The organism is Devosia aurantiaca (assembly GCF_011058215.1).
In the GTDB taxonomy this organism is placed as follows: Bacteria; Pseudomonadota; Alphaproteobacteria; order Rhizobiales; family Devosiaceae; genus Devosia; species Devosia aurantiaca.
On the sequence record NZ_JAALFG010000001.1, the window covers coordinates 156,596 to 180,838 of the forward strand.

General features: G+C 62.3%; 19 protein-coding genes and 3 pseudogenes. 9 read left to right on the forward strand and 13 right to left on the reverse strand.

The features are described from left to right. Window positions 1-23 precede the first annotated feature (23 nt). From G5575_RS00855 to G5575_RS00875, 5 genes and pseudogenes are all read left to right on the forward strand, one after another. Complete coding sequence (locus G5575_RS00855) at window positions 24-1,025, forward strand: ABC transporter permease (protein ID WP_164532692.1); 1,002 nt, start codon at window positions 24-26, stop codon at window positions 1,023-1,025. Window positions 1,026-1,109: 84 nt separating this feature from the next. Then, window positions 1,110-2,057, forward strand: coding sequence for an ABC transporter substrate-binding protein (locus tag G5575_RS00860; RefSeq protein ID WP_164532693.1), 948 nt, complete (start codon window positions 1,110-1,112; stop codon window positions 2,055-2,057). 55 nt (window positions 2,058-2,112) lie between these two features. Next, window positions 2,113-2,844, forward strand: coding sequence for an SDR family oxidoreductase (locus tag G5575_RS00865; RefSeq protein WP_164532694.1), 732 nt, complete (start codon window positions 2,113-2,115; stop codon window positions 2,842-2,844). Window positions 2,845-2,968: 124 nt separating this feature from the next. Next, window positions 2,969-4,248 (forward strand): annotated as a pseudogene (locus G5575_RS00870) (L-fuconate dehydratase). A gap of 4 nt (window positions 4,249-4,252) precedes the next feature. Further along, window positions 4,253-5,236: an aldo/keto reductase gene (locus tag G5575_RS00875; protein ID WP_164532695.1), complete on the forward strand. Its 984-nt coding sequence runs from the start codon at window positions 4,253-4,255 to the stop codon at window positions 5,234-5,236. A 24-nt stretch (window positions 5,237-5,260) separates the two neighbouring features. On the opposite strand, the gene G5575_RS19715 is transcribed toward G5575_RS00875, so the two are convergent. The 11 genes and pseudogenes from G5575_RS19715 to G5575_RS00925 all read right to left on the reverse strand — a co-directional run bounded on the left by G5575_RS19715 (window position 5,261) and on the right by G5575_RS00925 (window position 14,485). Continuing rightward, window positions 5,261-5,395 (reverse strand): heme-binding protein, encoded by a 135-nt coding sequence (locus tag G5575_RS19715; protein WP_235935485.1) that lies wholly within the window; start codon window positions 5,393-5,395, stop codon window positions 5,261-5,263. Beyond that, complete coding sequence (locus tag G5575_RS19720) at window positions 5,395-5,595, reverse strand: GlcG/HbpS family heme-binding protein (protein ID WP_235935486.1); 201 nt, start codon at window positions 5,593-5,595, stop codon at window positions 5,395-5,397. Before G5575_RS19720 ends, G5575_RS19715 begins: the two co-directional genes overlap by 1 nt. A 269-nt stretch (window positions 5,596-5,864) precedes the next feature. After that, on the reverse strand, window positions 5,865-6,335 hold the full coding sequence (locus G5575_RS00885; protein ID WP_164532696.1) for a hypothetical protein: 471 nt from the start codon (window positions 6,333-6,335) through the stop codon (window positions 5,865-5,867). A gap of 276 nt (window positions 6,336-6,611) precedes the next feature. Next, window positions 6,612-7,082, reverse strand: a complete 471-nt coding sequence (locus G5575_RS00890) for a nucleoside deaminase (RefSeq protein ID WP_164532697.1) — start codon at window positions 7,080-7,082, stop codon at window positions 6,612-6,614. 37 nt (window positions 7,083-7,119) lie between these two features. Next, window positions 7,120-8,504, reverse strand: a pseudogene (locus G5575_RS00895) (FGGY-family carbohydrate kinase). Window positions 8,505-8,507: 3 nt separating this feature from the next. Continuing rightward, complete coding sequence (gene rhaM, locus G5575_RS00900) at window positions 8,508-8,840, reverse strand: L-rhamnose mutarotase (RefSeq protein ID WP_164533698.1); 333 nt, start codon at window positions 8,838-8,840, stop codon at window positions 8,508-8,510. Next, window positions 8,837-9,841 (reverse strand): ABC transporter permease, encoded by a 1,005-nt coding sequence (locus G5575_RS00905; protein WP_164532698.1) that lies wholly within the window; start codon window positions 9,839-9,841, stop codon window positions 8,837-8,839. The genes rhaM and G5575_RS00905 overlap by 4 nt, the downstream gene beginning before the upstream one ends. A 166-nt stretch (window positions 9,842-10,007) precedes the next feature. Beyond that, window positions 10,008-10,973: pseudogene (locus G5575_RS00910) on the reverse strand (ABC transporter permease); the annotation flags it as partial. Continuing rightward, window positions 10,970-12,472, reverse strand: a complete 1,503-nt coding sequence (locus G5575_RS00915) for a sugar ABC transporter ATP-binding protein (RefSeq protein ID WP_164532699.1) — start codon at window positions 12,470-12,472, stop codon at window positions 10,970-10,972. The gene G5575_RS00915 and the pseudogene G5575_RS00910, both read right to left, overlap by 4 nt. A gap of 184 nt (window positions 12,473-12,656) precedes the next feature. Beyond that, complete coding sequence (rhaS, locus tag G5575_RS00920; RefSeq protein ID WP_164532700.1) at window positions 12,657-13,646, reverse strand: rhamnose ABC transporter substrate-binding protein; 990 nt, start codon at window positions 13,644-13,646, stop codon at window positions 12,657-12,659. A gap of 32 nt (window positions 13,647-13,678) precedes the next feature. Next, window positions 13,679-14,485, reverse strand: coding sequence for a DeoR/GlpR family DNA-binding transcription regulator (locus tag G5575_RS00925; protein ID WP_164532701.1), 807 nt, complete (start codon window positions 14,483-14,485; stop codon window positions 13,679-13,681). Between the two features lie 179 nt (window positions 14,486-14,664). On the opposite strand from G5575_RS00925, the gene G5575_RS00930 reads away from it, so the two are divergent. Both G5575_RS00930 and rhaI read left to right on the forward strand, forming a co-directional pair. Next, window positions 14,665-16,761, forward strand: a complete 2,097-nt coding sequence (locus tag G5575_RS00930) for a bifunctional rhamnulose-1-phosphate aldolase/short-chain dehydrogenase (RefSeq protein ID WP_164532702.1) — start codon at window positions 14,665-14,667, stop codon at window positions 16,759-16,761. Between the two features lie 130 nt (window positions 16,762-16,891). Beyond that, window positions 16,892-18,181, forward strand: coding sequence for an L-rhamnose catabolism isomerase (gene rhaI / locus G5575_RS00935; RefSeq protein WP_164532703.1), 1,290 nt, complete (start codon window positions 16,892-16,894; stop codon window positions 18,179-18,181). Window positions 18,182-18,226: 45 nt separating this feature from the next. Here rhaI and G5575_RS00940 read toward each other — a convergent pair whose 3' ends face one another. Further along, on the reverse strand, window positions 18,227-20,749 hold the full coding sequence (locus G5575_RS00940) for an ATP-binding protein (RefSeq protein WP_235935695.1): 2,523 nt from the start codon (window positions 20,747-20,749) through the stop codon (window positions 18,227-18,229). Window positions 20,750-20,887: 138 nt separating this feature from the next. Next, the gene (locus G5575_RS00945) at window positions 20,888-21,889 is read right to left on the reverse strand and encodes an endo-1,4-beta-xylanase (RefSeq protein ID WP_164532705.1); all 1,002 of its coding nucleotides are present in this window, start codon (window positions 21,887-21,889) and stop codon (window positions 20,888-20,890) included. A gap of 44 nt (window positions 21,890-21,933) precedes the next feature. Here G5575_RS00945 and G5575_RS00950 point away from each other — a divergent pair, with 44 nt between their 5' ends. Both G5575_RS00950 and G5575_RS00955 read left to right on the forward strand, forming a co-directional pair. Beyond that, window positions 21,934-23,919 carry a SpoIIE family protein phosphatase gene (locus G5575_RS00950; protein WP_164532706.1) on the forward strand — a complete coding sequence of 662 codons (1,986 nt, stop codon included), beginning with the start codon at window positions 21,934-21,936 and terminating at the stop codon, window positions 23,917-23,919. Next, window positions 23,906-24,241, forward strand: coding sequence for an STAS domain-containing protein (locus G5575_RS00955; RefSeq protein WP_164532707.1), 336 nt, complete (start codon window positions 23,906-23,908; stop codon window positions 24,239-24,241). The genes G5575_RS00950 and G5575_RS00955 overlap by 14 nt, the downstream gene beginning before the upstream one ends. Window positions 24,242-24,243: the final 2 nt, after the last annotated feature.

The window sequence follows — 24,243 nt, forward strand, 5'->3', positions numbered from 1 at the left end:
GTCCACCTTTCGGGAGCACCAGCATGACCGACACCACCGCCCCCGCCCCGGCCGCCAAGACCGGCCCCCGCATTTCCGGCGCCTTCCATCGGCTGCTTGCCTTTTCGGGCCTGATTGCGCTCATCGTCGCCTTTTCGCTGGCCTCGCCGAACTTCCTGCAGACGCAGAATATCCTCGCGATCCTGCAGGCGACTTCGGTCAATGGCGTCCTTGCCATCGCCGCGACGCTGGTGATCATCACTGGCGGCATCGATCTTTCGGTCGGCACGCTGATGACATTTTGCGCGGTCGTTGCCGGTGTCATCCTCACCTATTGGGGCCTGCCGCTGCCGGTGGGTATTTTGGGCGCAATCCTTGCCGGCGCTGCCAGCGGCCTCGTCTCGGGCACCATCATCGCCAAGCTCAAGGTGCCGCCCTTTATCGCCACCCTGGGCATGATGCTGATCCTCAAGGGCCTGTCGCTGGTGATCTCGGGCACCAAGCCCATCTATTTCAACGACACGCCCGGCTTCAACCAGATCGCCCTGGGCTCCTTCATCGGGCAGATCTTCCCCGCCGTGCCGCTGCCCAATGGCGTGCTGGTGCTCTTTGCCGTGGCGCTGATAGCTGCCTTCGTGCTCTCCAAGACCGCGCTCGGCCGCTACACCTTTGCGCTCGGCAGCAACGAAGAGGCCGTGCGTCTTTCCGGCGTCAACATCGATCGCTGGAAGATCGCCGTCTACTCGGTGACGGGCGCCATCTGCGGCGTTGCCGGCCTCCTGATCGCAAGCCGCCTCAATTCGGCGCAGCCGGCGCTCGGCCAGGGCTATGAGCTCGACGCCATCGCGGCCGTGGTCATCGGCGGCACCTCGCTGTCAGGCGGCCGCGGCACCGTTCTGGGCACGCTGATCGGCGCGCTCATTATTTCCGTGCTGGCCAATGGCCTGCGCATCCTATCGGTGGCTCAGGAATGGCAGACGGTGGTGACCGGCTGCATCATCATCCTGGCCGTCTATGCCGACATACTGCGGCGCCGCGCACTTTAGGCGCCGACCCACCAACAGCGCTCCGGCGCCAACAAGAACAAGAAAATAGGCAAACGCTTCAACGCAGCATCTGGGAGGAAAACCATGCTCACCCGCCGCACCCTGCTTGGCGCCATCAGCGCCGTCGCCATGCTGGCCGCCGCCAGCGGCCCGACCTTCGCGCAGGAAAACTACGACATCGCCATCATCTCCAAGGGCTTCCAGCACCAGTTCTGGCAGGCCGTGAAGGCTGGCGCCGACCAGGCTGCCGAAGAGTTCGGCGTGACCGTGACCTTTGAAGGTCCGGAAACCGAAACCCAGGTCGATCGTCAGCTCGACATGCTGGCTGCCGCCCTTTCCCGCCAGCCCGACGCCATCGGCCTTGCTGCCCTCGATTCGCAGGCCGCAACGCCGCAGCTGCAGCAGGCGCAGTCCGCCAATATCCCGATCATCGCCTTCGATAGTGGCGTCGATAGCGACATCCCGGTCACCACCGTCACCACCGACAACGTTGCCGCGGCAGCGCTTGCCGCCGACAAGATGGCCGAACTGATCGGCGACGAAGGTAAGGTTGCCGTGGTCGCCCACGACCAGACCAGCCGCACCGGCATCGACCGCGTCGATGGCTTCGTCAACCGCATCAAGGAAGCCCACCCCAATATCGAAGTGGTGAGCGTTCAGTACGGTGGCGGCGACCAGCTGCAATCGACTGAAATCACCAAGTCGATCCTCCTTGCCAACCCGGACCTCAAGGGCATCTTCGGCGCCAACGAAGGCTCGGCCATCGGTGTCGTCAACGGCAAGACCGAGCTGGGCAGCAACATCGTCGTCATCGGCTTCGACTCGGGCGCTGCCCAGAAGGGCTTCATCGAGTCCGGTGCCATGGCCGGCGCTATCACCCAGAACCCGGTCGGCATCGGCTACGAAACCGTCAAGGCTGCGATCGGCGCGCTCAAGGGCGAAACCCTGCCCGCCATCATCGACTCGGGTTTCAACTACTACGACAAGTCCAACATGGCCGACCCGGAGATCGCGGCTGTCCTCTACGACTGATATCTTCTCCAAGGCCGGGCAGCATCGCGCTGCCCGGTTTTCTTCCAGGATCATCATGGCCGACCTCACCGGAAAAATCGTCTTCATTACCGCTGCAGCGCAAGGCATCGGCGAAGCCTCCGTCCGCGCCTTCGCCGAGGCGGGTGCCAAGGTGATCGCCACCGACATCAATAGTGAAAAGCTCGCGGCGCTCGAAGGCGTGCCCAATGTCACGACGCGCCGGCTCGATGTCTTGTCCGACGAGGCTGTGCGCACGGCCGTGGCGGAGATCGGCCGCATCGACGTGCTCTTCAACTGCGCCGGCGTCGTGCATAACGGCGCGCTGCTCGACATGAGCGACAGCGATCTCGATTTTGCGTTGGACCTTAATGTCCGCGCGCAGATCAGGACGATCAAGGCCATCCTGCCGCAGATGCTGGAACGCAAGGATGGCGCCATCATCAACATGGCAACGGTTGCGTCGTCGATCAAAGGCGTGCCCAACCGCGCCGCCTATACGATTTCCAAGGCAGCCGTTGTCGGCCTCACCAAGTCGATCGCTGCCGATTACACGACCAGCAATATCCGCGTGAACGCCATTTGCCCCGGCACGGTCGACAGCCCAAGCCTCCATGAGCGCTGGACCGCGACCGGCGACTTCGAGGGCGCGCGGAAAGCCTTTATCGCGCGCCAGCCGATCGGTCGCATCGCCCGCCCGGAAGAGGTCGCCGATCTTGCGGTCTACCTTGCAGGCGCAACCTATACGACCGGCCAGGTCCACATCATTGATGGTGGATGGACGGCGTGACAGCGTGCCCAGACCTCGTCCTTCGACAGGCTCAGGATGAGGTCTTGCAAATCAATTGTGAGCCCGCAGTAGACCTCATGGTGAGCCTGTCGAACCACGAGGTCGTGGCATCCAAAGCGCAACCATGACCAAGATCACTTCCCTCAAAACTCACGACCTGCGTTTTCCGACCTCGGCATCGCTCGATGGCTCGGACGCCATGAACCCCGATCCGGACTATTCGGCCGCCTATGTCATCCTAGGGACCGATGGCGACCTCGAGGGCCATGGCCTGACCTTCACCATCGGCCGCGGCAACGAGGTTGTGGTGGCGGCGATCAAGGCGCTGACCGATCGCGTCGTCGGCCTCGATCTCGACTGGATTGCCCAAGATCCTGGCCGCTTCTGGCGCCACGTCACCGGCGACAGCCAGCTGCGCTGGATCGGCCCCGACAAGGGCGCCATGCATCTTGCCACCGGTGCCGTCGTCAACGCCGTCTGGGACCTCCTTGCCAAGGAGGCCGGCAAGCCGGTCTGGCTCTATGTCGCCGAAATGAGCCCCGAGCAGCTCGTTTCCATCATCGACTTCCGCTACCTCACCTCACCGACGCCATCACGCCCCAGGAAGCACTCGCCATTTTCCGCAAGGCTGAAGCCGGGAAAGCAGAGCGGATCGCGACGCTCCGGGCCGAGGGCTACAGCTGCTACACGACCTCCGCCGGCTGGCTCGGCTATTCCAACGAGAAGCTGACGAGGCTTGCGACCGAAGCGGTCGAAGCCGGCTTCAACCATATCAAGATGAAGGTCGGCCGCGATCTGGCCGACGACATCCGCCGCCTCGAAATCGTGCGATCGATCATGGGGCCGGATCGCTACCTGATGATCGACGCCAACCAGGTTTGGGAAGTCGACCAGGCAATCGATTGGGTGAACGAACTCAAGCGTTTCAACCCCTTCTTCATCGAAGAGCCGACCAGCCCGGACGATGTCGAAGGCCATCGCAAGATCCGTGACGGCGTCGCCCCGGTCAAAGTCGCCACCGGCGAAATGTGCCAGAACCGCATCCTGTTCAAGCAGTTCATCACTCGCGACGCCATCGACATCGTCCAGATCGACGCCTGCCGCATCGGCGGCTTGAACGAAGTGCTCTCGGTGTTGCTGATGGCCGCCAAATACGGCAAGGCCGTGTGGCCGCATGCTGGCGGCGTCGGCCTATGCGAATATGTGCAGCATCTTTCGATGATCGACTACCTGGTCGTTTCCGGCACCAAGGACGGTCGTGTGATCGAATATGTCGATCACCTGCACGAGCATTTCCTTGAGCCCTGCGTCATTGAAAACGCCGCCTACATGCCGCCCAAGCTCCCGGGTTTCTCGATCGAGATGAAGCGCCAATCCATTGCCGCCAATGAGTTTAAAGGCTGATCCCATGCAAACCCGCCCGCTCGGCCGCACCGGCCTCGATGTCACCGCCATCAGCTTTGGCGGCGGCGGCATCGGCAATCTCTTCAAGCCGGCTACGCGCGACGATGCCGAAGCAACGCTCCATGGCTCCTGGGATGCCGGCATCCGCTTCTTCGATACGGCGCCCCGCTATGGCCATGGCCTCAGCGAACGTCGGCTGGGCGATTTCCTGCGGCAAAAACCGCGCGACAGCTATGTGCTCTCGACCAAGGTCGGGCGCTTGCTGACGCCGCTACGCGGCCGCACCATGACCGATTATGGCTTTACCGATCCCCTGCCCTTCGAGCAGGAATACGACTATAGCTATGACGGCGTCATGCGCTCCTTCGAGGACAGCCTGCAGCGGCTCGGCCTCGACCAGATCGACGTGCTCTACATGCACGACATCGGCACCGACACCCATGGCGATGCCAATGCGCATTGGCAGCCGATCGCCTTCGACGGCGGCCTCAAGGCCATGGTGGAGCTACGCGAACAGGGTCTCGTCAAAGCCATCGGACTCGGCGTCAACGAGGTGCAGGTCTGCCTCGACGCTTTCGAACACGCTGATCTGGACTGCTTCCTTCTTGCCGGGCGCTATTCGCTGCTCGACCACGATAGCGCTGCACCCCTGCTCGAGGCCTGCCGCCATCGCGGCGCCAGCCTCGTCGTCGGCGGCGTGTTCAATTCCGGCATCCTGGCCACGGGGCCCAAGCCGGGCGCGATGTTCAACTACGCCCCAGCATCGGACGAAGTCATCGCCAAGGCGCAGCACATCGAGCGCGTCTGCGCCGCCCACGGCGTGCCGCTGGCGACGGCAGCCCTCCATTTTCCACTGCGCCATGAGGCGGTCGCCTCGGTTCTCTTGGGCGTGTCGAACACGCGCAATCTCGAGCGGAATCTGGCCAGCCTAGATACGGATGTGCCCGATGCACTGTGGTCCGACCTCAAGGCAGAAGGGCTTCTTTAAGCCCTCCCCTTTTAACTGGCGAGATCAGAGGCCGCGCAGGAAGTGGTCGATACTGGCCTGCGCGACCTCCATGTCCTGCTGCGGCGTGCCGGAACTGACGCCGATCGCGCCGACGACGTCGCCACCAACCAACACAGGCAGGCCGCCGCCAACCACCATCAGGCGGCCGCCGATCGCCGACCGATGCCGTAGGCGGCAGCGCCCGGCTGGCTGGCCGTGCCATATTCATGCGTGGCCTTGCGCGCAGCGCCGGCGGTGAAAGCCTTGTCGATGGCGATGGTGACGCTGGTGATCTTGCCGCCATCCATGCGCTCGAAGGCGATCAGGTTGCCGCTTTCATCGGTGATGGCGATGCACATGGGAACACCGATGGCGACGGCTTTTCGCGCGCGCCTTCCAAAAGCTTGCGGGCGTCGGCGAGATCGAGGCGAGACAAGGTGAGCATGGGTGTTCCTGAGGAATTGCAATGTCGATGGGCGTGACCGAGAGGCAGCAGCCTTCTGGCCGGAATGCATCCTCATAGCGTGTATCGCTCGCGCCCTCAAAGGCGTGCTTGTTCTCATCGACAAAGAACGGCCGCCTTCGCGACTTGGCGAAAGCGGCCTTAGCTGACCCTCAATTAGGCAATTTAGTTGGCGGGGGCTATCACCGCGCCTTTGCTCTTGGTGCTGGCTTGCTCCGCAGTCCAAAGCACTGGATCGTAGTAGATCGGGAAATCGGCCTCGGTGTTCTTGCCTTCTTCGTAGCGGTAATTGCCGCGATAGCCGACCGATGCGAGTTCGCCATCGTCAGGCACGAGAAAGAGGACGCAGCCCTCGGCGCTTTCGCCTTCGGCGAGGGCAGAAGGGGCAATATTCTGGCAGGCGGTGAACGGCTCGCTGCCGCCCATGGTCATCGAGGGCATGATTTCGGCACCCTCGGCATCGAAACCGACAAAGCCGGCGACCTGGTAATTGGCAAGGTCTTCGGCGCCGGCATTGGCATAGGTGAAGCGCACGTAATAGGGCCGGGCATCATCGAAGCCGGCGGGAATTTCAAAATTGCCGAGATCGGCAATATCGCCCGCTTCGATCTCGGTGACGGTAAGCGCGATCGGCACTTCCGGGCCGTTGGGGATGAGAAAAGGAACGCTGGCTTCTTCGCCGACCGCCAGCGCGGTGCCGGGAGCAACAAAGTCTTGGCGTAGGCGACGCCTGCTGAAGCAAAGGCCAAAAGAGGGAGAATGGGCAAAATCTTGAACACGGGCATAACCCTTCGCGATTTGAACATTTGAAATTGCGCTGGTCGCAGCGCTATGAGCCGGCCCCCGAAATGCGGAAACCGGCTGACAGGGCTAGGCGGGGAATGTGCCAAGTTTACGGCTTCGTGATCGCCGCTACTCGTCGCCATGCTCATAGAGCTTGAGGACTTGGTCTTCGAAAACACCGCCCAGAGCGGTGAAGGGCTCGCCGGCCTTCTGAAAATCCTGGAGGGAAAGACCGGGAAAGACGAAATACTTGCCGGCGACCTTTTCTTGCGTCGCCGCGAAGATGACCCGCTTGATGCCGGCAAAGCGCATCGCCGAAAGGCACATTTCGCAGGGCTGCAGGGTCGAGATCATGACGCAATCGGATAGATCGGTCGTGCCGAGCTGGGTCGCGGCCGCGGTCAGCGCCACCATTTCGGCATGCTTGGTGGGGTCGGACTGCAACCGCACCTGGTTCTCGCCGGCGCCGACTTCCTGCCCGTCGCGGATAATGCTGGCAGCAATACCCGCTTTGCCGCTCTCGTTCCTGGCCTTGAGAGCCCTGCCGATGATGGTTTGCATCGCCGCGCGTTCACTGTCAGTCGGCTGATCGTTCTTCAAGTCGGGCTCCATAGCTAGTCAGTCTATGGAACGGCGGTCAGCGGTTTTGGCTGCGCAGGCTCGCTTTCCACGCAGCGGGGTAAGCGTGCCATTGCGGGTCGGTGACGATTTCCATCTGTGCGGCGGCTTGCGCGGAGGGAGCATGATCTTGCGTCAGGAGGGCAGCGCCGATGCTGGTGCCGGTCAGTGCCAGTGTTTCGGCGATGACCGGCCGGCCCTTGGCAGCGCTCAGCATGCGTAAAAACAGCTCGTTGGCGGCGAAGGGGCCTTCGACGATGATCGGTCCTTCGGCACCGGTCAGATCGAGGCAGGTGGCGGTCATCAGCGCGAGGTAAAAGGACACGGCGACACGCTGTCGGCCGGGTTCGTTCGGCTGCTGCGGCAGCCATTGCGGGGCGGCATGGGGGAACGGACCCGATCGGGGGTGAGCGAGGGCAGCAACAGGATGGGTTGGCCCAGAACGTCGGCGAGATCCTGCTCGCTGTGGCCATCGGGGAGGCCGGCGGTCGCCTGCGTGAACTCGCGACCACCCATTAAGCGCGCCGACGGCACCGGCTGGCCGAAGGCGTTGACGTTGATCAGCGTGTCGCGATCGGGATCGAGCGCCGGCGATGAGCCGCCGATCGACATCGAGATTACCCAGGTGCCGGTGGAGACGACCGCAAACGGCGGTTGTCGCGTCAAAAGATGCGGCAGGAGCGAGGCATTGGAATCGTGGACGCCGCAGAAGACGGGCGTTTGCGGCGAGAGCCCTAGCTCTGCGGCAAGCTCTGGCCGCATTGTGCCGAGGCGATCGCCGGCAAGACGCACGGGCGCAAAGAGCTCGGTCCAGCCCAGCGCGCGGACCATCGACGAAAAGTCGCCGATCGCCGGATTCCAGAGGTCGGTATGGCAGCCAAGGCTCGTCACTTCCGTCGCCAGCACGCCGGTGAGCCGGTACGACCAGTATTGCGGATAGGTCAGGATGTGGCGAACGCGGGCGAAACGCTCCGGAAAAATGCGCTGCTGCCAGAACAGCTGTGCCCCGAGATTGAGGCCCGCCGGAAGCCGTGGTGAACCGGTTTCGGCGAACGGCGGGCGGACGGCCCTGTACTCATCGTCAAGCGCGTCCGGCCCGGCATATTCATAGTCGAGGATCGGCAGGGCAAGTTCACCGCTTTCGTCGAGCAAAGCGGCAGTGGCGCCATGCGTGGTGACGGAAATGGCGTCGATGGGGTGGGTTTTGCCAAGCTCGGCCAGTGCTTCGACGAGAAACTGCCAGAGCGGCTCGACGGGAAAATGGGGATAGTCGCCATCCGCCGCCACCGTGTTCTGCTGCTTGCACACGGCGATTTCCGCGCGAGCCTCAAGATCAACGAGGGCCAGCTTGGCGTGGGTCTTGCCGATGTCGATGACGGCAACATGTCGGACGGGAACTGCCATGGCTCAAGGCAGATGGAAGACGGGGGTGAGATCGGCCTGCACCGGGCTTTTGTCCGAATAAGTTTCCATGATGTCGGCCATGTGCGCCCACCAGCGTTTCATCACGGCGTTTTCGGGAAGCGCGTCCATTGTGTGATCAAGGCGCCGCCAGAGCACGCCGAACAGCACGCCGCTCTTTTCATCGAGAAAGATGGAATAGTCCTTCACCCCAGCCGCGTGCAGCAGATCGACGAGTTCGGGAAAAATCTCGTCGTGCCGCTTCTTGTACTCGGCCGCCATGCCCGGCTTTAGCTGCATGCGGAAGGCGTGTTTCTCAAAACCCTGATCGGTGATCATGCCCGGCGCGCCTTCCACATGTTCCAAAGGATCGGCAGAGCGATGACGATGATCAAGAGCGTGCCGGTAAAGATGGTCATGACGATGCCGGGGACGTTGAGCAGCCCAAGACCGAAGGTCACGAGCCCGATGATCAACGCCGCCAGCACGACGCCGATGATTGAGCCGGCACCTCCCAGGATCGAGACGCCGCCAAGGACGACCATGGTGATGACATCGAGCTCGAAGCCCTGCGCAATCGAGGGCCGGGTCGAGCCGAGGCGCGCGGTAAGGAGCACGGCGGTGATGCCGCTCATCAGGCCCGTGAGGCAGAAGAGCACAAACTTGATGCGGTCGACGCGCACGCCGGAAAACTGTGCGGCGGTGGCGTTGTTGCCGATGGCAAAGACGCGGCGGCCGAAATTGGTATGGTGCAGCAGCACGTAGAAGATCACGGCGGCGACGAGGAATAGAACAAGCTCGAAGGAGATCACCCACCAGAGATAGCCTTGGCCGAACCAGGCGAAATCGCGCGGGTAGCCGCCATAACTCTGGTCGCCGAGGATGATAAAGGCGATGCCGCGAAACAGGCTCATCGTGCCAATGGTCACGACGATGGAGGGCAGCTTCAGCCCTGTCACCAGCCAGCCATTGAAGGCGCCGCAGGCAAGGCCGGTAAGGATGCCGACCAGTACCAGGACCGAAGTTGGCGCGCCGAACTGGTTGAGCACCAGGCCCATCAGCGTAGAGGCCAGCGCGATGATCGAAGCGACGGAAAGATCGATCTCGCCGGTGATGATCACCAGCGCCATGGCCAGCGCGATCAGCGCTTTTTCGGTGAAGTTGAACGTCATGTCGGAAAGCGACCAAGCGTTCAGGAAATAGGGCGAGGCGATCGAATTGGCGATGAAGATGCCGATGGCGACAAGCACCAGCAAGGTTTCCCAGCTGAGGACAGCGGATTTGAGCGGCGTATCGAGCCTGTCCGGAAGGCGGCGGCCGCTTGCGGTCGTGTAGGTCATGGGTGCTGTTCCGGCGCGAAAGATAAGGTTGGGTTTGTGTAAGCGCCCCCACCCGGCCTCCCCTGAAGAAGGGGAGGAGCAGAACGGTGGTCGAGCACGATAGGGCTCCTCCCCGCCTTCCGGGGAGGTTGGGTGGGGGTCTTGCCGCACCATCACGCGACACCCCCGCACGCTTCAAGATCACCCTGCCCTTGCGGCTTTCGCCGCGGGCGTTGAGGATGACGGCGACAAGGATGGCGGCGCCGGAAATGGCCATCTGCCAGAAGGGCGAGACGCCGATCACCGGCAGGGCATTGTTGACGACGCCAAGGAACAGCGCGCCGAGCAGGGCTCCGGCCACAGTGCCGATGCCGCCGGCGATGGAAACGCCGCCGATGACGCAGGCGGCGATGATGGTGAGTTCATAGCCGCTCGCGACTTCCACCGAAGCGATGACGTAGCGCGAGATCCAGAGATAGCCAGCAAGGCCTGAAATGGCGCCCGACAGCACGAAGGCCAGGAACTTGGTGCGGCCGACATCGATGCCGGTATAGACCGCGGCCGTCGGATTGACGCCGATAGCGTAGAAGGCGCGGCCCTGCGGGGTCCGGGTCATCAGGATATAGACCAGGATTGCGACGGCGATGGCAAAGTAGCTCAGTATCGGCAGGCCCAGGAACGAGCCGCGCTGCAACTGGATGAAGGCCGGGCTCATCTGCGCGGCATTGACCCAGGCGCCACCGGAAATGACGAAGACAAGGCCTCGGAAAATGGTCAGCGTGCCCAGCGTCACAACGATGGACGGAATATCGAGCTTCCACACCAGGATGCCATTGAAGGCGCCAAGCGCGGCGCCGACGACGATACATCCAAGGATCAGGAGCGGGATCGGGATCATTGGGAAGGCGGCATTGACCATGGCGACGACCATGCCGGTGAGGGCAAGATTGGAGGCCATGGAGAGGTCGATCGAGCGGGTGAGGATGACCGCCATCTGCCCGAGCGCCAGCATCATCAGGATGGAAGTGTCGTTGAAGATGGTCAGCAGGTTTGCTGGCTGCGAAAAGCGCGGAAAGCGGAAGGTCACGAGGACGATGACGGCGAGGATGGCGAGCGCCAGCCAGATCTCGCGGGTTTTGAGAAGCCTGTTCATGCTGCTTCCTCGACGATGCCGGCGGCGAGACGCACCAGGGTTTCGGGGGCGAGGCTTTTGTTGTCGAGCGTATCGATCACAAGCCCTTCGCGCATGACGACGATGCGGTCGCTCATGCCCAGGACTTCCGGCAGTTCGGACGAGACCATGATGACGCTGAGGCCCTGCGCGACCAGTTCGCCCATGAATTCGTGCACGGCGGCCTTGGAGCCGATATCGATGCCCTTGGTGGGCTCATCGAGGATGATGACCTTGGGCAGGGTCGCGAGCCACTTGGCAATGACGACCTTCTGTTGATTGCCACCCGAGAGGGTCGAAACGTTTTGGCTCAGCGAATGGGCGCGAAGATCAAGCCGCTCGGTATAGGTGCGGGCGAGCCGATATTCCTCGGCCATGCGCAGGAAGCCGGAGCGGCTGGTCTTGCCGAGGCTGGGGAGCGAAACATTCTTGAAGATCGGCTCGCCGGTTATGACGCCCTGCTTGCCGCGTTCTTCGGGCACATAGACGATGCCCGCTTCCACGGCGTCGGCAGGAGAACGCGGCGCCACCGTCTTGCCGCCGAGCACCATGGTGCCGCCCGAAGGCCTGGTCATGCCAAAGACGGCCTGCATCACCTCGGAGCGCCCTGCCCCGATGAGACCATAAAAGCCGAGGATTTCGCCCTTGCGGACGGAAAAACTGACATCTTCGAATTCGGTGGGATGGGTCAGGCCTTTGACCTCGAGCACCGTTTCGCCGATCTGCGCCTCGCGGGCGGGGAAGATCTGGTCGACGGAGCGCCCGACCATGAGGCGGACGATTTCGGACTGCGGCGTGTCCTTGATGAAGCCCTTGCCGACCATCTCGCCATCGCGGAAGACGGTGTAGCGGTCGGCGATGCGGTAGATTTCGTCGAATTTGTGCGAGATGAAGAGGATGGCCTTGCCGTCTTCCTTGAGGAGCTCGATGAGGACGTAAAGCTCCTCGATCTCTTTTTGGCTCAGCGCCGCAGTGGGCTCGTCCATGATGACGACCTGAGCGTCGACGCTCAGCGCCCGGGCGACGGCAACCAGATGCTTCTTGGCAATGCCGAGTTCCTTGAGCGGCATGCTGGCGTCGATGCCGGACGCCATGGAATCAAGCGTCAGCTGCGCCTCGCGCCGCATCGTCTTCCAGTCGATCATGCCGAAACGGTTGGTCGGCGTGTGGCCAAGATAGATGTTCTCGGCGACCGACAGCTCGTCGAAAAGCACCGTTTCCTGGTGGATTGCGGTGATCCCCATCTGCGCGGCGGAATGAGCGGTCGGCAGGGTGATCTGGCCGCCGGCCATGCGGATTTCGCCGGCGTCGGGCTGGTAGATGCCGGTCATGGTCTTGACCAGGGTTGACTTGCCGGCCCCGTTTTCCCCGATCAGCGCGGTGACCTCACCGGCATAGAGTTCCAGCGACACATCATTGAGCGCCCGGACGCCGGGAAAGCTCTTGGTGATGCCGGAAAGGGTGAGGATGGGGTCGGTCATTGTCTTCTCTTAGAAAAGAACCCCCACCCTCATTCCCTCCCCACAAGGGGGAGGGAGGCGATGAACACCGGCGTCGCAGTATGCGCCTCCCTCCCCTTGATGGGGAGGGAATGAGGGTGGGGTGGGGCCACTAGTGCCAAAGCCCTGATGCGGCAGCCCGCATCAGGACCGAGTATCTTTCAGATCAGTAGATCTTGGAGAACTCTTCGATGTTGGAGGCGTCGAACTGGAACGGGGCGGCCATGGCGGCGGAGTTGGTGTCGTCCAGCGTCACTTCGCCGACGCGGCCGATCGAGAAGGAGGCGCCGGGGGCAGCTTCTTCGCCTTCGACGAGGGCATTGGCAAGGAACACGGCCGAGTAGCCGAGGTCGATCGGGTTCCAGAGGGCAACGGCCTGCGAGGCGCCGTTATCGATGAACTGCTTGAACTCGGACGGCAAGGCGAGGCCGGTGACGTTGATCTTGCCGATCAGGTCCTGGTCGGTCACGACCTGCGCCGCGGCAACCACGCCGACCGTGGTCGGGGCGATGATCGCCTTGAGATCCGGATAGGCCGAGATCAGGCCGCGGGCTTCTTCGGTCGACTTCACCGAGTCATCGTCGCCATAGACGGTCGCGACGAGATTGATATTGGGGAATTTTTCCGGGATCGCTGCCTTGGCGGCTTCGATCCAGGCATTCTGGTTGGTCGCGGTTGACGCGGCCGACAGGATCGCGACGTCGCCGCCTTCCGGCAGGTAATCGGCGGCGAGCTTGATGATGGTTTCGCCGATGAGGTTGACGTCGGACGGGTTGAGGTGGATCTGGCGGCCTTCCGGCGCAACGCCCGAATCCCAGGAGATGACCTTGATGCCGCGTTCCTGGGCGCGCTGCAGAACCGGGACCAAAGCGTCCGGATCGTTGGCGGAAATGGCGATGGCATCGACCTGCTGGGCGATCAGGGTGTTGACCACCTCGATCTGGGCTTCGGCAGTCGCGGCGGTCGGGCCGGTATAGATGACTTCGACGCCGAGCTCTTCGGCGGCTTCCTGCGCGCCCTTGTTGGCGGCGTCAAAGAAGCCATTGCCTAGCGACTTGACGACCAGCGCGATGCGGGTCCCGTCCTGGGCCGCGGCGGGGGCCGCGATCATGACGGCAACGGTGGCCGTGGCAGCGAGCAGTTTGAACAGGTTCATTTGGTTTCCTCCCATGATATCTGATCTTGTTCTCAGGCGACGGTTGCTTGCTTGTCGGCCTGAGAGGTTACGTCCGCAACAAGGAGCCGCACGCCTGCCGTTTCCAGCATTTGGCGATCTTCGTCGCGGATGCCGCTGTCGGTGATGACGGCAGCAATTCGGTCCAACCCGCAAAGGATGAGGCTCGAGCGGGCGGAAAATTTCGAGGAGTCGGCAAGGACGATCAGCTCGTCGGCCTGTCCGATCAGCGCCAGTTCGGACTGGACCACCATCGGGTCCGCCTCCATCAGGCCGTGAGCGCCGAGGCCCTGGCAGCCGATGAACATGCGCTTGGCAAAAAAATGCGACGCCACCACGCCGCCAAAGGGCGAGAGGATGACGTTCTGCTCGCGATAAACGGTGCCGCCCGGAATGACCACGGAATTGCGCGAGTTGTGGATCAGGAACTCGGCAATGGCGAAGCTGTTGGTGAAGACGCTGAGACGCTTGGCCGTCAGATGATGCACCATCTGGTAGGTGGTGGTGCCGCCATTGATGATGATGGGCTCGCCATCAACGCACATATCGGCAGCGATGCGCGCAATTGCGCGCTTTTGCCCTATGTTGATCGTTTCGTTGACGGAGAATGGGCGACCAATCAGTCCGCCTTGCGACGGTGGGTTGATGGCCTCGGCGCCACCGCGCACGCGGCGCAGCTTGCCTTGCACATGCAGGGCCGCAATATCCCGGCGAATGGTGGCTTCGGACGAATTGGTGACCTCGCACAACTCCGCCACCGTCGCGACGGGGCGGGACTGCGCTGCGGCCAGAATAACGCGATGGCGTTCCGTTTCGTGCAATGCTGATACTCCCTGAACGCATTTCCTTCCACTCGCCGCGATCAAAGTCAATCATCAAAAATTCAGGACCAATCATTATTGCGCATCGATGACGCGAAGTGATTGTTTCTGATTGACAGGGATCAGGTGGCTGTGGCCTTTTCCGCGCAACTGACTATTGCCGATCTGGGAGGAATGCCATGTCCACCGCGCCCAAGCGCCTCGAAAACAAGTGGGACGATGCGGTTGCCGCCAGCATGAGCGAGCCTGAGCGGCTGGTGTATCGCTCCAACCTTTTGGGCTCCGACAAGCGCGTCACAAATTATGGCGGCGGTAACACCTCCTCCAAGATCTGGCAGAAGGATCCGCTGACCGGCGAGGACGTGGAAGTGCTCTGGGTCAAGGGTTCGGGTGGCGACAATGCCTCGATCAAGCTCGATGGCTTTGCCACCCTCTATATGGACAAGCTGCGCGCGCTGAAGGGGCTTTATCGCGGCGTCGAATTCGAAGACGAGATGGTGGGCTACCTGCCGCACGCGACCTTCAACCTCAACCCGCGCGCCTCCTCGATCGACACCCCGCTCCACGCCTATGTGAACCGGCCCTTTGTCGATCACATGCATCCGGACGCAATCATCGCCATCGCCGCCTCCAAAAACTCGCGCGAGCTGACGCAGCAGATCTTTGGCAACACGATCGGCTGGCTGCCTTGGAAGAAGCCGGGCTTCGAGCTTGGCCTGTGGCTGGAAAAGTTCTACCTGGAACATCCCGAAGCCGAGGGGGTGATCCTAGAGTCACACGGCCTCTTCACTTGGGGCAATACGCCCAAGGAATGCTACGAAACCACGATCCGCATCATCAACCAGGCGATCGAATGGTTCGAAGGGCAGACGGAGGGCAAAACCATCTTTGGTGGCATCGCCACCCAGTCGCTTTCGGCTGAAGAGCGTCGCGCCGTTGCGGCAAAACTGATGCCGAAGATTCGTGGCTTCATCTCCGAAGACAGCCATAAGCTTGGCCATTTCGACGATAGCGACGCGGTGCTCGAATTCGTCAATTCGAAAAACCTGCGCCCGCTGGCGGCGCTCGGCACCTCCTGCCCGGACCACTTCCTGCGCACCAAGATTCGACCGCTGGTCATCGACTTCGATCCGGCCAATCCCGATGTCGATGCCGTCATCGCCGGGCTGGACAAGCAGATTGCCGATTACCGTGCCGATTACGCCGCTTATTACGAGCGCTCCAAGCACCCTAATTCGCCCGCCATCCGCGACCCGAACGCCGTCGTCTACCTGATCCCGGGCGTCGGCATGATCACCTTTGCCAAGGACAAGGCGACCGCCCGCATTTCCGGCGAGTTCTATGTCAACGCCATCAACGTGATGCGCGGCGCTTCGACCGTCTCGGAGTACCAGGGCCTGCCCGAGCAGGAAGCCTTCGACATCGAATATTGGCTGCTCGAAGAAGCCAAGCTGCAGCGCATGCCGAAGCCCAAATCGCTGGCCGGCAAGATCGCTCTCGTCACCGGCGGCGCCGGTGGCATCGGCAAGGCCACGGCTGCCCGCTTGCTGCGCGAAGGCGCCTGTGTGGTCCTAGCCGATATCGATCAGACCGCCCTCGATGGCGCCATGGCCGAGCTTTCCGGCATTTTTGGCGCTGACTTTGTCCGTCCGGTGAACATCAACGTCACTAAGGAAGAGCAGGTCACCGCCGGCTTCGCCCATGCCGTAGTGGAGTTTGGTGGCCTCGACATTCTCGTGTCGAACGCCGGTCTAGCTTCCTCGGCGCCAATCGAGGAGACGACGCTCGAGCTCTGGAACAAGAACATGGACATCCTGTCCACGGGCTATTTCCTTGTGTCGCGCGAAGCCTTCCGGCTATTCCGAAGCCAGAAGATCGGCGGCAACGTCGTCTTCGTCGCCTCCAAAAACGGCCTCGCCGCTTTCCCCAACGCCGCCGCCTATTGCACCGCCAAGGCCGCCGAAATCCATCTCGCCCGCTGCCTTGCGCTGGAAGGCGCCGAAGCGCAGATCCGCGTCAATGTCGTCAATCCGGACGCCGTCTTGCGAGGCTCGAAGATCTGGGCCGGCGAATGGCTCGAGCAGCGCGCTTCGACCTACAAGACCGACAAAGATGGTCTTGAGGAAATGTATCGCCAGCGCTCGATGCTGAAGCGTTCGGTGTTCCCCGAAGACATTGCCGAGGCGATCTACTTCTTCGCTTCGGAAGCCTCGGCAAAATCCACCGGCAACATCCTCAACGTCGACGCGGGCAATGCCCAGTCGTTCCCGCGCTAATCTGGCATTGTCCTAGCCCACCCACTGAATGTCACCCCGGCGAAGGCCGGGGCCCATCCTGAGATCTCAAGATGGATCCCGGCTCAAGGCCGGGATGACAGCCGGTGGGTGTGGGAGGAGGAGCAATAAAATGACCGAACAGATCATCGAGCAGTCCGTTGTCGAAGCGGAAAACGCCAAGCGCGAGGCCGACCTCCGCCGGGATTATGAAACCCTGGGCGAACGCCTCGACCGCCGTGGCATCGCCATCGACGCGATCAAAGCCAAGGTCGCCGATTTTTCCGTGGCCGTCCCCTCCTGGGGCGTCGGCACCGGCGGGACGCGCTTTGCGAAGTTCCCGGGCAAGGGCGAGCCACGCGATATTTTCGACAAGATCGAAGACTGCGCCGTCATCGCCCAGCTGACCCAGGCGACCAGAACCATCTCGCTCCACATTCCATGGGACAAGGCCGATCCGAACCGGTTGAAGCAGGCTGCGAGCCGCTTCAACCTGGGCTTCGATGCCATGAACTCGAACACGTTTTCGGACGCCAAGGGGCAGATGCAGAGCTACAAGTTCGGCTCGCTCTCGGCCTATGATAAGGCGACCCGCGACCAGGCGATCGAGCACAATCTCGAATGCATCGAGATCGGCAAGACAATCGGCTCGAAAGCTTTGACCATCTGGATCGGTGACGGCTCCAATTTTCCGGGCCAGGTCAATTTCGCCGACCAGTTCGCCAACTACCTCGATAGCGCCAGGGCCATCTACGCCGCACTCCCCGACGACTGGCGCGTTTATACCGAACACAAGATGTACGAGCCGGCCTTCTATTCGACGGTCGTGCAGGACTGGGGCACGAACTACATCATCGCCAAGGAACTGGGCGATAAGGCCTTCTGCCTCGTCGACCTCGGCCACCATGCCCCCAACGTCAATATCGAAATGATCGTCTCCCGCCTTGCCCAGTTCGGCAAGCTTGGCGGCTTCCATTTCAATGACAGCAAATATGGCGACGACGATCTCGACGCCGGCTCGGTCGATCCCTATCGCCTGTTCCTCGTCTTCAACGAACTCGTTGATATCGAAACCCGGGACGCCGAATTCCGCCCGGCGCATATGCTGGACCAGTCGCACAATGTCACCGATCCGATCGAGTCGCTGATGCTGTCGGCGTCGGACGTGCAGCGCTCCTACGCGCAGGCTCTGCTTGTGGACAGAAAAGCGCTCAAGGCTGCGCAGGTGGCTAACGATGCGCTGACTGCAACCCAGCAGCTGCGACACGCCTTCCGCACCGATGTCGAGCCTATTCTGGCCATGGCCCGCCTCGAACAGGGCGGCGCCATCGATCCGCTCGCGACTTACCGCGCCTCGGGCTATCGCGCCAAGGTTGCCGACATTCGGCCAGAAGTCGAAGGCGGTTCGGGCGGCATCGTCTAGGGCCCGACGCCGCCAAACATTTCGGAGATTATTGCCCTTCGCCCATCAGCGTAGGGCCAGGAGCTCCTGCACGCGTTGTGCCAGGGCATGCATCTGGAAGGGCTTGGGCAGAACCTGCATGCCCGGCTCCAGATGATCGTGATTGAGCACGGCATTCTCGGCATAGCCAGTGATGAACAACACCTTGAGGCCTGGCCGTACCTCTCTTGCGGCAGCGGCGACCTGGCGGCCATTCATGCCGCCGGGCAGGCCGACATCGGTCACCAAAAGATCGATCACGGCGTCGGACTCGAGCACTTTCAGGGCCGAGGCGCCATCCCCAGCTTCGAGGATCGAATAGCCGAGGTCTTCCAGCGCTTCGACGACGACCATGCGGACCAGCGGCTCGTCATCGACGACTAGGACCGTTTCCTTGCCCTCGGGTAAGATGGCCTCGGACGCAGCATTGTCCGCATCATTGGTAAGCGACTGACCCTGATGGCGCGGCAGATAAAGGCAGATTACCGTGCCTTCGCCAACCTTGGACCGGATGTTGACGGCGCCACCCGATTGCCCGGCAAAGCCATAGACCATGGAAAGGCCTAGCCCGGTACCCTGCCCCATGGGCTTGGTGGTGTAGAATGGCTCGAAGGCCCGCTGTACCACCTCTGGCGGCATGCCGACGCCGGTGTCTTCAACGCATAGGGACACGTAGTCTCCGGCGTTCAGGCCATGCTGTCGTGCCTCCGACGCATCTAAACGCGTATTGGCCGATCGGATGGTGATCGTTCCACCATCGGGCATGGCGTCACGCGCATTGATGCAGAGGTTGAGGAGAGCATTTTCGAGTTGTCCGACATCGAGGAAGGTCGTCCAGAGGTCGTTCTCCTCGACGGTCTTGACCTCGATCTCCGGCCCGACGCTGCGCTGAATCAGCTCCAGCATGCCCGCGATCAGCGCGGACAGGCGCGTTGGCTTGGGTTCCAGCGTCTGGCGGCGCGAGAAGGCCAAGAGCCGCTGCGTGAGATTGGCCGCCCGGTTGGCGGCCCCCGTGGCACCGATGATGTGGCGCTCGATTTCCGAAACGCGTCCTTGCGCCAGGCGCTTGGACATCAGCTCGAGGCTGCCCGTGATCCCGGCAATGATGTTGTTGAAATCGTGGGCGATGCCGCCCGTGAGCTGGCCCACGGCTTCCATCTTCTGCGCCTGGCGAAGCGCTTCCTCGGTCTGCCGCAGCGCCCTCCCAGCTTCGCGCTCGGCCGTCACATCGCGGCCCACGGCATGAATGTGATCTTCGAAGGGCACTGCCGTCCAATCGAGGACACGATAGGTCCCATCTGCATGGCGGTAGCGGTTTTCAAAGGCCAAGGTGGTGTAGCCCTCGGACAGGCGCCTGATTTCTCTTTCGGTGGAAGCCAGATCATCGGGGTGAATGAAGTCGGTCAGCAAGCGCCCGGTTAGGTGCTCGGGATCGTATCCCAGAATGCGCGTGGCCGAGGGATTGATCGAGGTGATGCGGCCTTCGTGGTCGGCGACAAGCATCAGTTCCTGCGAGATCTTCCACAACCGGTCGTGGTCGCGCGTCTTGGTCTCGACCCGTTGCTCGAGCTCCCGATTGGCGCGTTCGAGCGCATTTTGGGCCTGGGCACGTTCGAGGGCAGACCAGGTGCGCTCGGCGACATCCTGGATGAGCTTGGTCTCGGCCGGCGTCCACTTCCGCACATCACGGCAATGGATATAGAAGGCCGCAATCATGCGGCCATTTTTGACCAGACTCGCGGTTAAGGCGGAGAACGTCTGCAGATAGGCGAAAGCGGCTTTGCTGGCGTCATCGGCAATACGAGGATCGTTATAAACGTCGTCGACCACCAGCGGCTCGCCCCGCTTCAGCGCGCCGTGGATTTCGGGACCGAAACCAGCCAGATCGTGCGTACCGTTGAAGCTTTCGATCAGCCCGTCGGTCCAGTTGTTCTCGGTGGTAAAGAAGCGTTCGGTCACGTCGACCGACCCATAACCGACGCGGTTGGCCTTGAGGTGCTGCCCAAGCGAGCGTTGAGAGACCTGGATGATCTCGGCTGGGTCCGCTAGCGTGCGCAGGTCTTCTTCGAGGCGGCTCAAGAATTGCTCGGAGCGCCGTGCCAGCGCCTGCTCGGTGGTTTCGGTCACGAGGCAGATGAAGCCCGCGACCTTTTCGTGATCGCGCAGCGGCGTATACGAAAAGCTGAACCATGCGTCTTCGAGCCCGTGGCCGCGGTCGACGCGAAGACCGGCATTTTCGACAACGACGCCCTTGCCGGAAAGCGTCTGATCGATCAGCGGGCCGACAGTGTCCCATACCTCTCCCCAGACTTCCCTGAGCGGGCGGCCCAAGGCGGGCGGCTTGTCGCCGAGCAGGGGGCGATAAGCATCATTATAAAGGAGCGTCAGGTCCGGACCCCAGGCAAGCCAGACCGGCGTATCGGCGTCGAGCATGAACGAGACCATGGTGCGCAACGCGGCGGGCCAGGTTTCGCGGTGACCCAACGCTGTCGCCGACCAATCCCTCTCAAGAATTTCGGTCGCAATGGATGAGGTGCTGTCGAGGATCATGCTCAAGGGTGGGTACCGTCGCCCGGTGCTGTTCTTTGATTTCTTTGGGCGCGCTTTGTCATTACGCAAACGGGCGCAGATGCTCAAGCTTTCGGGGACTGATGAGGGCGGCATGGTGACGCTGGCGTCAATGCATCTTTAGGAGCGGCGAACACCGCGTCGCAAAGCCATCACTTCGTGCCAGGCCGGTTTGGGTATGAGATTTTTATCGAAGAGAAGCGGGCGCGCCGAGCGATCGTCGCAGCTAGCATTAAGCCAACTGTGGTCGTCGGAAAGACCCCATAAGGTGACGTCGCGCAAAAGGGCATTATCGCGGACCAAAGCAAGATAGTCGCGATAAACCACGGCGGTTAGAGCGTCGCGCAGGTCAGTGTTTCCGTCGAGACCGCGATCGTCGACGTCGAGTTCGGTGACCATGACCTCGATGCCGAGCGCGGTGACATCGCGCAGCCAGCGGGCAAAGGGCTCGTGGCTCCCGCGCAAAAACGTCGCGGCATCGAGATGCGACTGCAGGCCCAGGGCATGGATGGGCACCCCGTCCCCCAGCGCCGTCTCGAGGAGCCGCAACATGGCGCGCCGTTTGGCGTCGGCCTCTGGCGATTGGTCTTCAAGACCCATTTCGTTGAGCACCAGCAGCGCGTCGGGATCGCGCGACGCAACGATCCTGAATAGCTCGTGGATGTATGCGGGGCCGAAGGCATGGAGATAGAGCGTTCGCCGCAGTCCATCGTCGCGGCCATCGGGCAGGTGCAAGGGTTCGTTAACGACATGCCATGAACGCATGACGCCACGGTACCGGTCGACCGCGTTGCGCACGTAGACTGTTGCGGCCGTGCGGAATCGCTCGGCGTCCACCTTGGTGAACTGCGTGGGGACCGAACCATGCCAGCACAAAGTATGGCCATGAAGCGCAAGATCATTGGCCTTGGCGAAGTCGGCAAGGCGATCGAGCGCCGCAAATTCGAGGCTGCCGTCGGCGCGGCATACGGCGTCCCATTTGCCCTCATATTCGGGCGTCAGCGAGGTGCAATCGCGCAGGATCGCCGCGCGGCGTGCGCGGTGGTCAAGGTCGGCCGTCGTGACGGCATAGCCAAATGTGGGGAAAGGAGCCGAGCCACGATTTTCGTCGAACTGTTTCAACGATTTTTCTTTCAAAGCATTAGCGAGCCAGACGCGAGCCGCCCATGAAGATACGCGACATAATCCTGGTGCTCACCGCTGGCCTGGGCCTGGCCCTGATCCTTGTGGCCATCGTGCTGCTTCGCGGCGAGCTTTCCAAGCTTGAAACCGCAGAGCGCCTCCAAGCCTCCAACGCGGTGCGGCAGGAATTGCTGGTGGCGAGCACTGCCCTGGCCCGCGAGCGCACCAAGACCTTCATCCAGCTCACCACATCGAACCAGGATGCATTCGACGCCGACATCGCCCAGATGCGCGCCGATGCCGATGAAGCACTGAACCGGGCGGGGACGGCGCTTCGATCTGGCGAGGCGCTGCTCGCACGAGCTGGGGAAAGCCATGCGCGGATCGTCGCCAACGGGCGCAGACTGACGGCCTTGCGTGCGAGGATCGACCGCGCCATCGGCGTTGGGGATGAGGGTGCACGCCGCGCCGCAGCGGCGGCCTGGCTCACCGAGGCATCTGCCTTGATCGACGATTTGCAGGCTTCGCGGCTCGACCTCCTCAACGACAATCGCCCGACCGATGCCGTGCTGGCGGCGGAAGCCAACATTCGCGCCTATGTCGATATTCTGCATGAGGCAATCGCCTTTAACGAGGCGATCGGGGTTGCCCTGCTGACCCAGGGGAACGGGGCGCCGAGCGATACCTTGGTCACGGTGGAGCGCACCGTGGGCAGGATGAGTCTTGCCTGGCAGATGATCGAAAACGAGGTCGACACATCGCTCAGCGCGAGGGTGCGCGCGGCGGTCGCCAGTGCACGCGCACATTATCGCCTCGACTACGATCCGCTGCTGCTCGGCCTTGTCGATGCACAAACGAGCACAGTTTTAGGTGCGGTGGTTGCGAACTGGGAAGCGACGTCGGACCAGATGCTCGATGCGCTCCGTGCGCTCCAGGATACGCTGATCGCAAGCTCATCCGAACGGCTCGAACTGCTGGTTCGCGATGCCCGGCGCTCGGCGATCATGTTCTTCCTGATTGCGGGAGCCGGCGCCGTCGCGGCGGTGCTGATCCTGCTTGTGGTGCGGCGGCGGGTGATCGAGCCCATCGGGCGGATCAGTGGCGCCATGGTGCGGCTGGCCGACAACGATTTGTCGACGCCGGTGCCGCGCGCCCGGCGCCTCGACGAGGTTGGCGTGATGACCAATGCTCTGCGCACCTTCAAGGCCAATGCCATCCAGCGGCAACGGACCCAGCGCGAATTGCACGCGGTGCACCAGAACCTGCAGCGCACCTATGATCAGTTGCGGCATGACCTCGAGGCGGCCGCAACCATCCAACTCGCCATGCTGCCGGCGCCGGCCGTTGTCAATGGCATCAGCCACAACGGGCTTTATAGCCCATCGAGCCTTGTTGCCGGCGACACCTACAATGTCATCGCCCAACCCGAGGGCGGTGTCGGCTTTTTCCAGATCGATGTCGCGGGACACGGGGCGGCGGCGGCCTTGGTGTCGGTGGCGGGGCAGCATACGCTTTCCCAGGCGATCCTGACGCGGCGGCGCGAGGAGCCGATCGAAGAAATCCTCGCCCAGGTCAACCGCGAATGGCCCGAGGACCTGCCCTACTTCACCACCATCTTGGGCGAGATCGACACAGCGGCGCCGGTTGGCCGCATCGTTCAGGCCGGGCATCCCAGCCCGCTCTTAATCCGCTCCAGCGGCGAAGTAGTTCCCTTGGGTGGCAGCGGCTTCCCGGTGGGCATGGTCGCCCAGGCCGATTATGAAAGCATCGAATTTGCCTTCCGCACCGGCGACCGGCTGCTGATCTATTCCGACGGGGTGGTGGAAACCGAAAATCCGCGCGGCGCCTTTTACTCGGAAGAACGCCTCCACGATTTCGTCGCTGGCCATGCCCGGAGCGTTACACCCGACCTTTTGGCGTTCCTTGAGAATTCGCTGCGCATGTGGCGAGGAGAAAGCGAGCTGACCGACGATGTCAGCGTGCTGATCGTTGAACGAACCGACTTAAGGAGCAACCATGTTATCCACTGAAACCATCGACGGCGTGCTGATCGTGCGGGTGGAAGAGCGCCGGCTCGACGCCAGCAAGGCGCCCTTGTTCAAAGAGCATGTGAGCGCAGCTCTTGGCGGCGACGTGAACCGGCTGGTGCTGGACCTGGGACAGGTGGAATTCATCGACAGCTCGGGGCTGGGTGTGATTGTTTCGGTGCTGAAACGGCTCGGCCCCTCGGGAAGTCTTGCCATTGCCAGCGCCAATAGCGCCGTACGGCGCCTCTTCAGCCTCACCCGCATGGACCGCGTCTTTATCCTCTACGATACGCCGCAATCGGCTATCGAAAACCTTCGGGCATAGGC

Excerpts from the sequence above, each read along its gene's own strand:
- G5575_RS00855 (WP_164532692.1), top strand. The coding sequence starts at position 24 with ATGACCGACACCACCGCCCCCGCCCCGGCCGCCAAGACCGGCCCCCGC.
- G5575_RS00860 (WP_164532693.1), top strand. The coding sequence starts at position 1,110 with ATGCTCACCCGCCGCACCCTGCTTGGCGCCATCAGCGCCGTCGCCATG.
- G5575_RS00865 (WP_164532694.1), top strand. The coding sequence starts at position 2,113 with ATGGCCGACCTCACCGGAAAAATCGTCTTCATTACCGCTGCAGCGCAA.
- G5575_RS00875 (WP_164532695.1), top strand. The coding sequence starts at position 4,253 with ATGCAAACCCGCCCGCTCGGCCGCACCGGCCTCGATGTCACCGCCATC.
- G5575_RS19715 (WP_235935485.1), bottom strand. The coding sequence starts at position 5,395 with ATGGTGGTTGGCGGCGGCCTGCCTGTGTTGGTTGGTGGCGACGTCGTC.
- G5575_RS19720 (WP_235935486.1), bottom strand. The coding sequence starts at position 5,595 with ATGTGCATCGCCATCACCGATGAAAGCGGCAACCTGATCGCCTTCGAG.
- rhaM (WP_164533698.1), bottom strand. The coding sequence starts at position 8,840 with ATGATCACCGATCAGGGTTTTGAGAAACACGCCTTCCGCATGCAGCTA.
- G5575_RS00905 (WP_164532698.1), bottom strand. The coding sequence starts at position 9,841 with ATGACCTACACGACCGCAAGCGGCCGCCGCCTTCCGGACAGGCTCGAT.
- G5575_RS00915 (WP_164532699.1), bottom strand. The coding sequence starts at position 12,472 with ATGACCGACCCCATCCTCACCCTTTCCGGCATCACCAAGAGCTTTCCC.
- rhaS (WP_164532700.1), bottom strand. The coding sequence starts at position 13,646 with ATGAACCTGTTCAAACTGCTCGCTGCCACGGCCACCGTTGCCGTCATG.
- G5575_RS00930 (WP_164532702.1), top strand. The coding sequence starts at position 14,665 with ATGTCCACCGCGCCCAAGCGCCTCGAAAACAAGTGGGACGATGCGGTT.
- rhaI (WP_164532703.1), top strand. The coding sequence starts at position 16,892 with ATGACCGAACAGATCATCGAGCAGTCCGTTGTCGAAGCGGAAAACGCC.
- G5575_RS00940 (WP_235935695.1), bottom strand. The coding sequence starts at position 20,749 with ATGATCCTCGACAGCACCTCATCCATTGCGACCGAAATTCTTGAGAGG.
- G5575_RS00950 (WP_164532706.1), top strand. The coding sequence starts at position 21,934 with ATGAAGATACGCGACATAATCCTGGTGCTCACCGCTGGCCTGGGCCTG.
- G5575_RS00955 (WP_164532707.1), top strand. The coding sequence starts at position 23,906 with ATGTTATCCACTGAAACCATCGACGGCGTGCTGATCGTGCGGGTGGAA.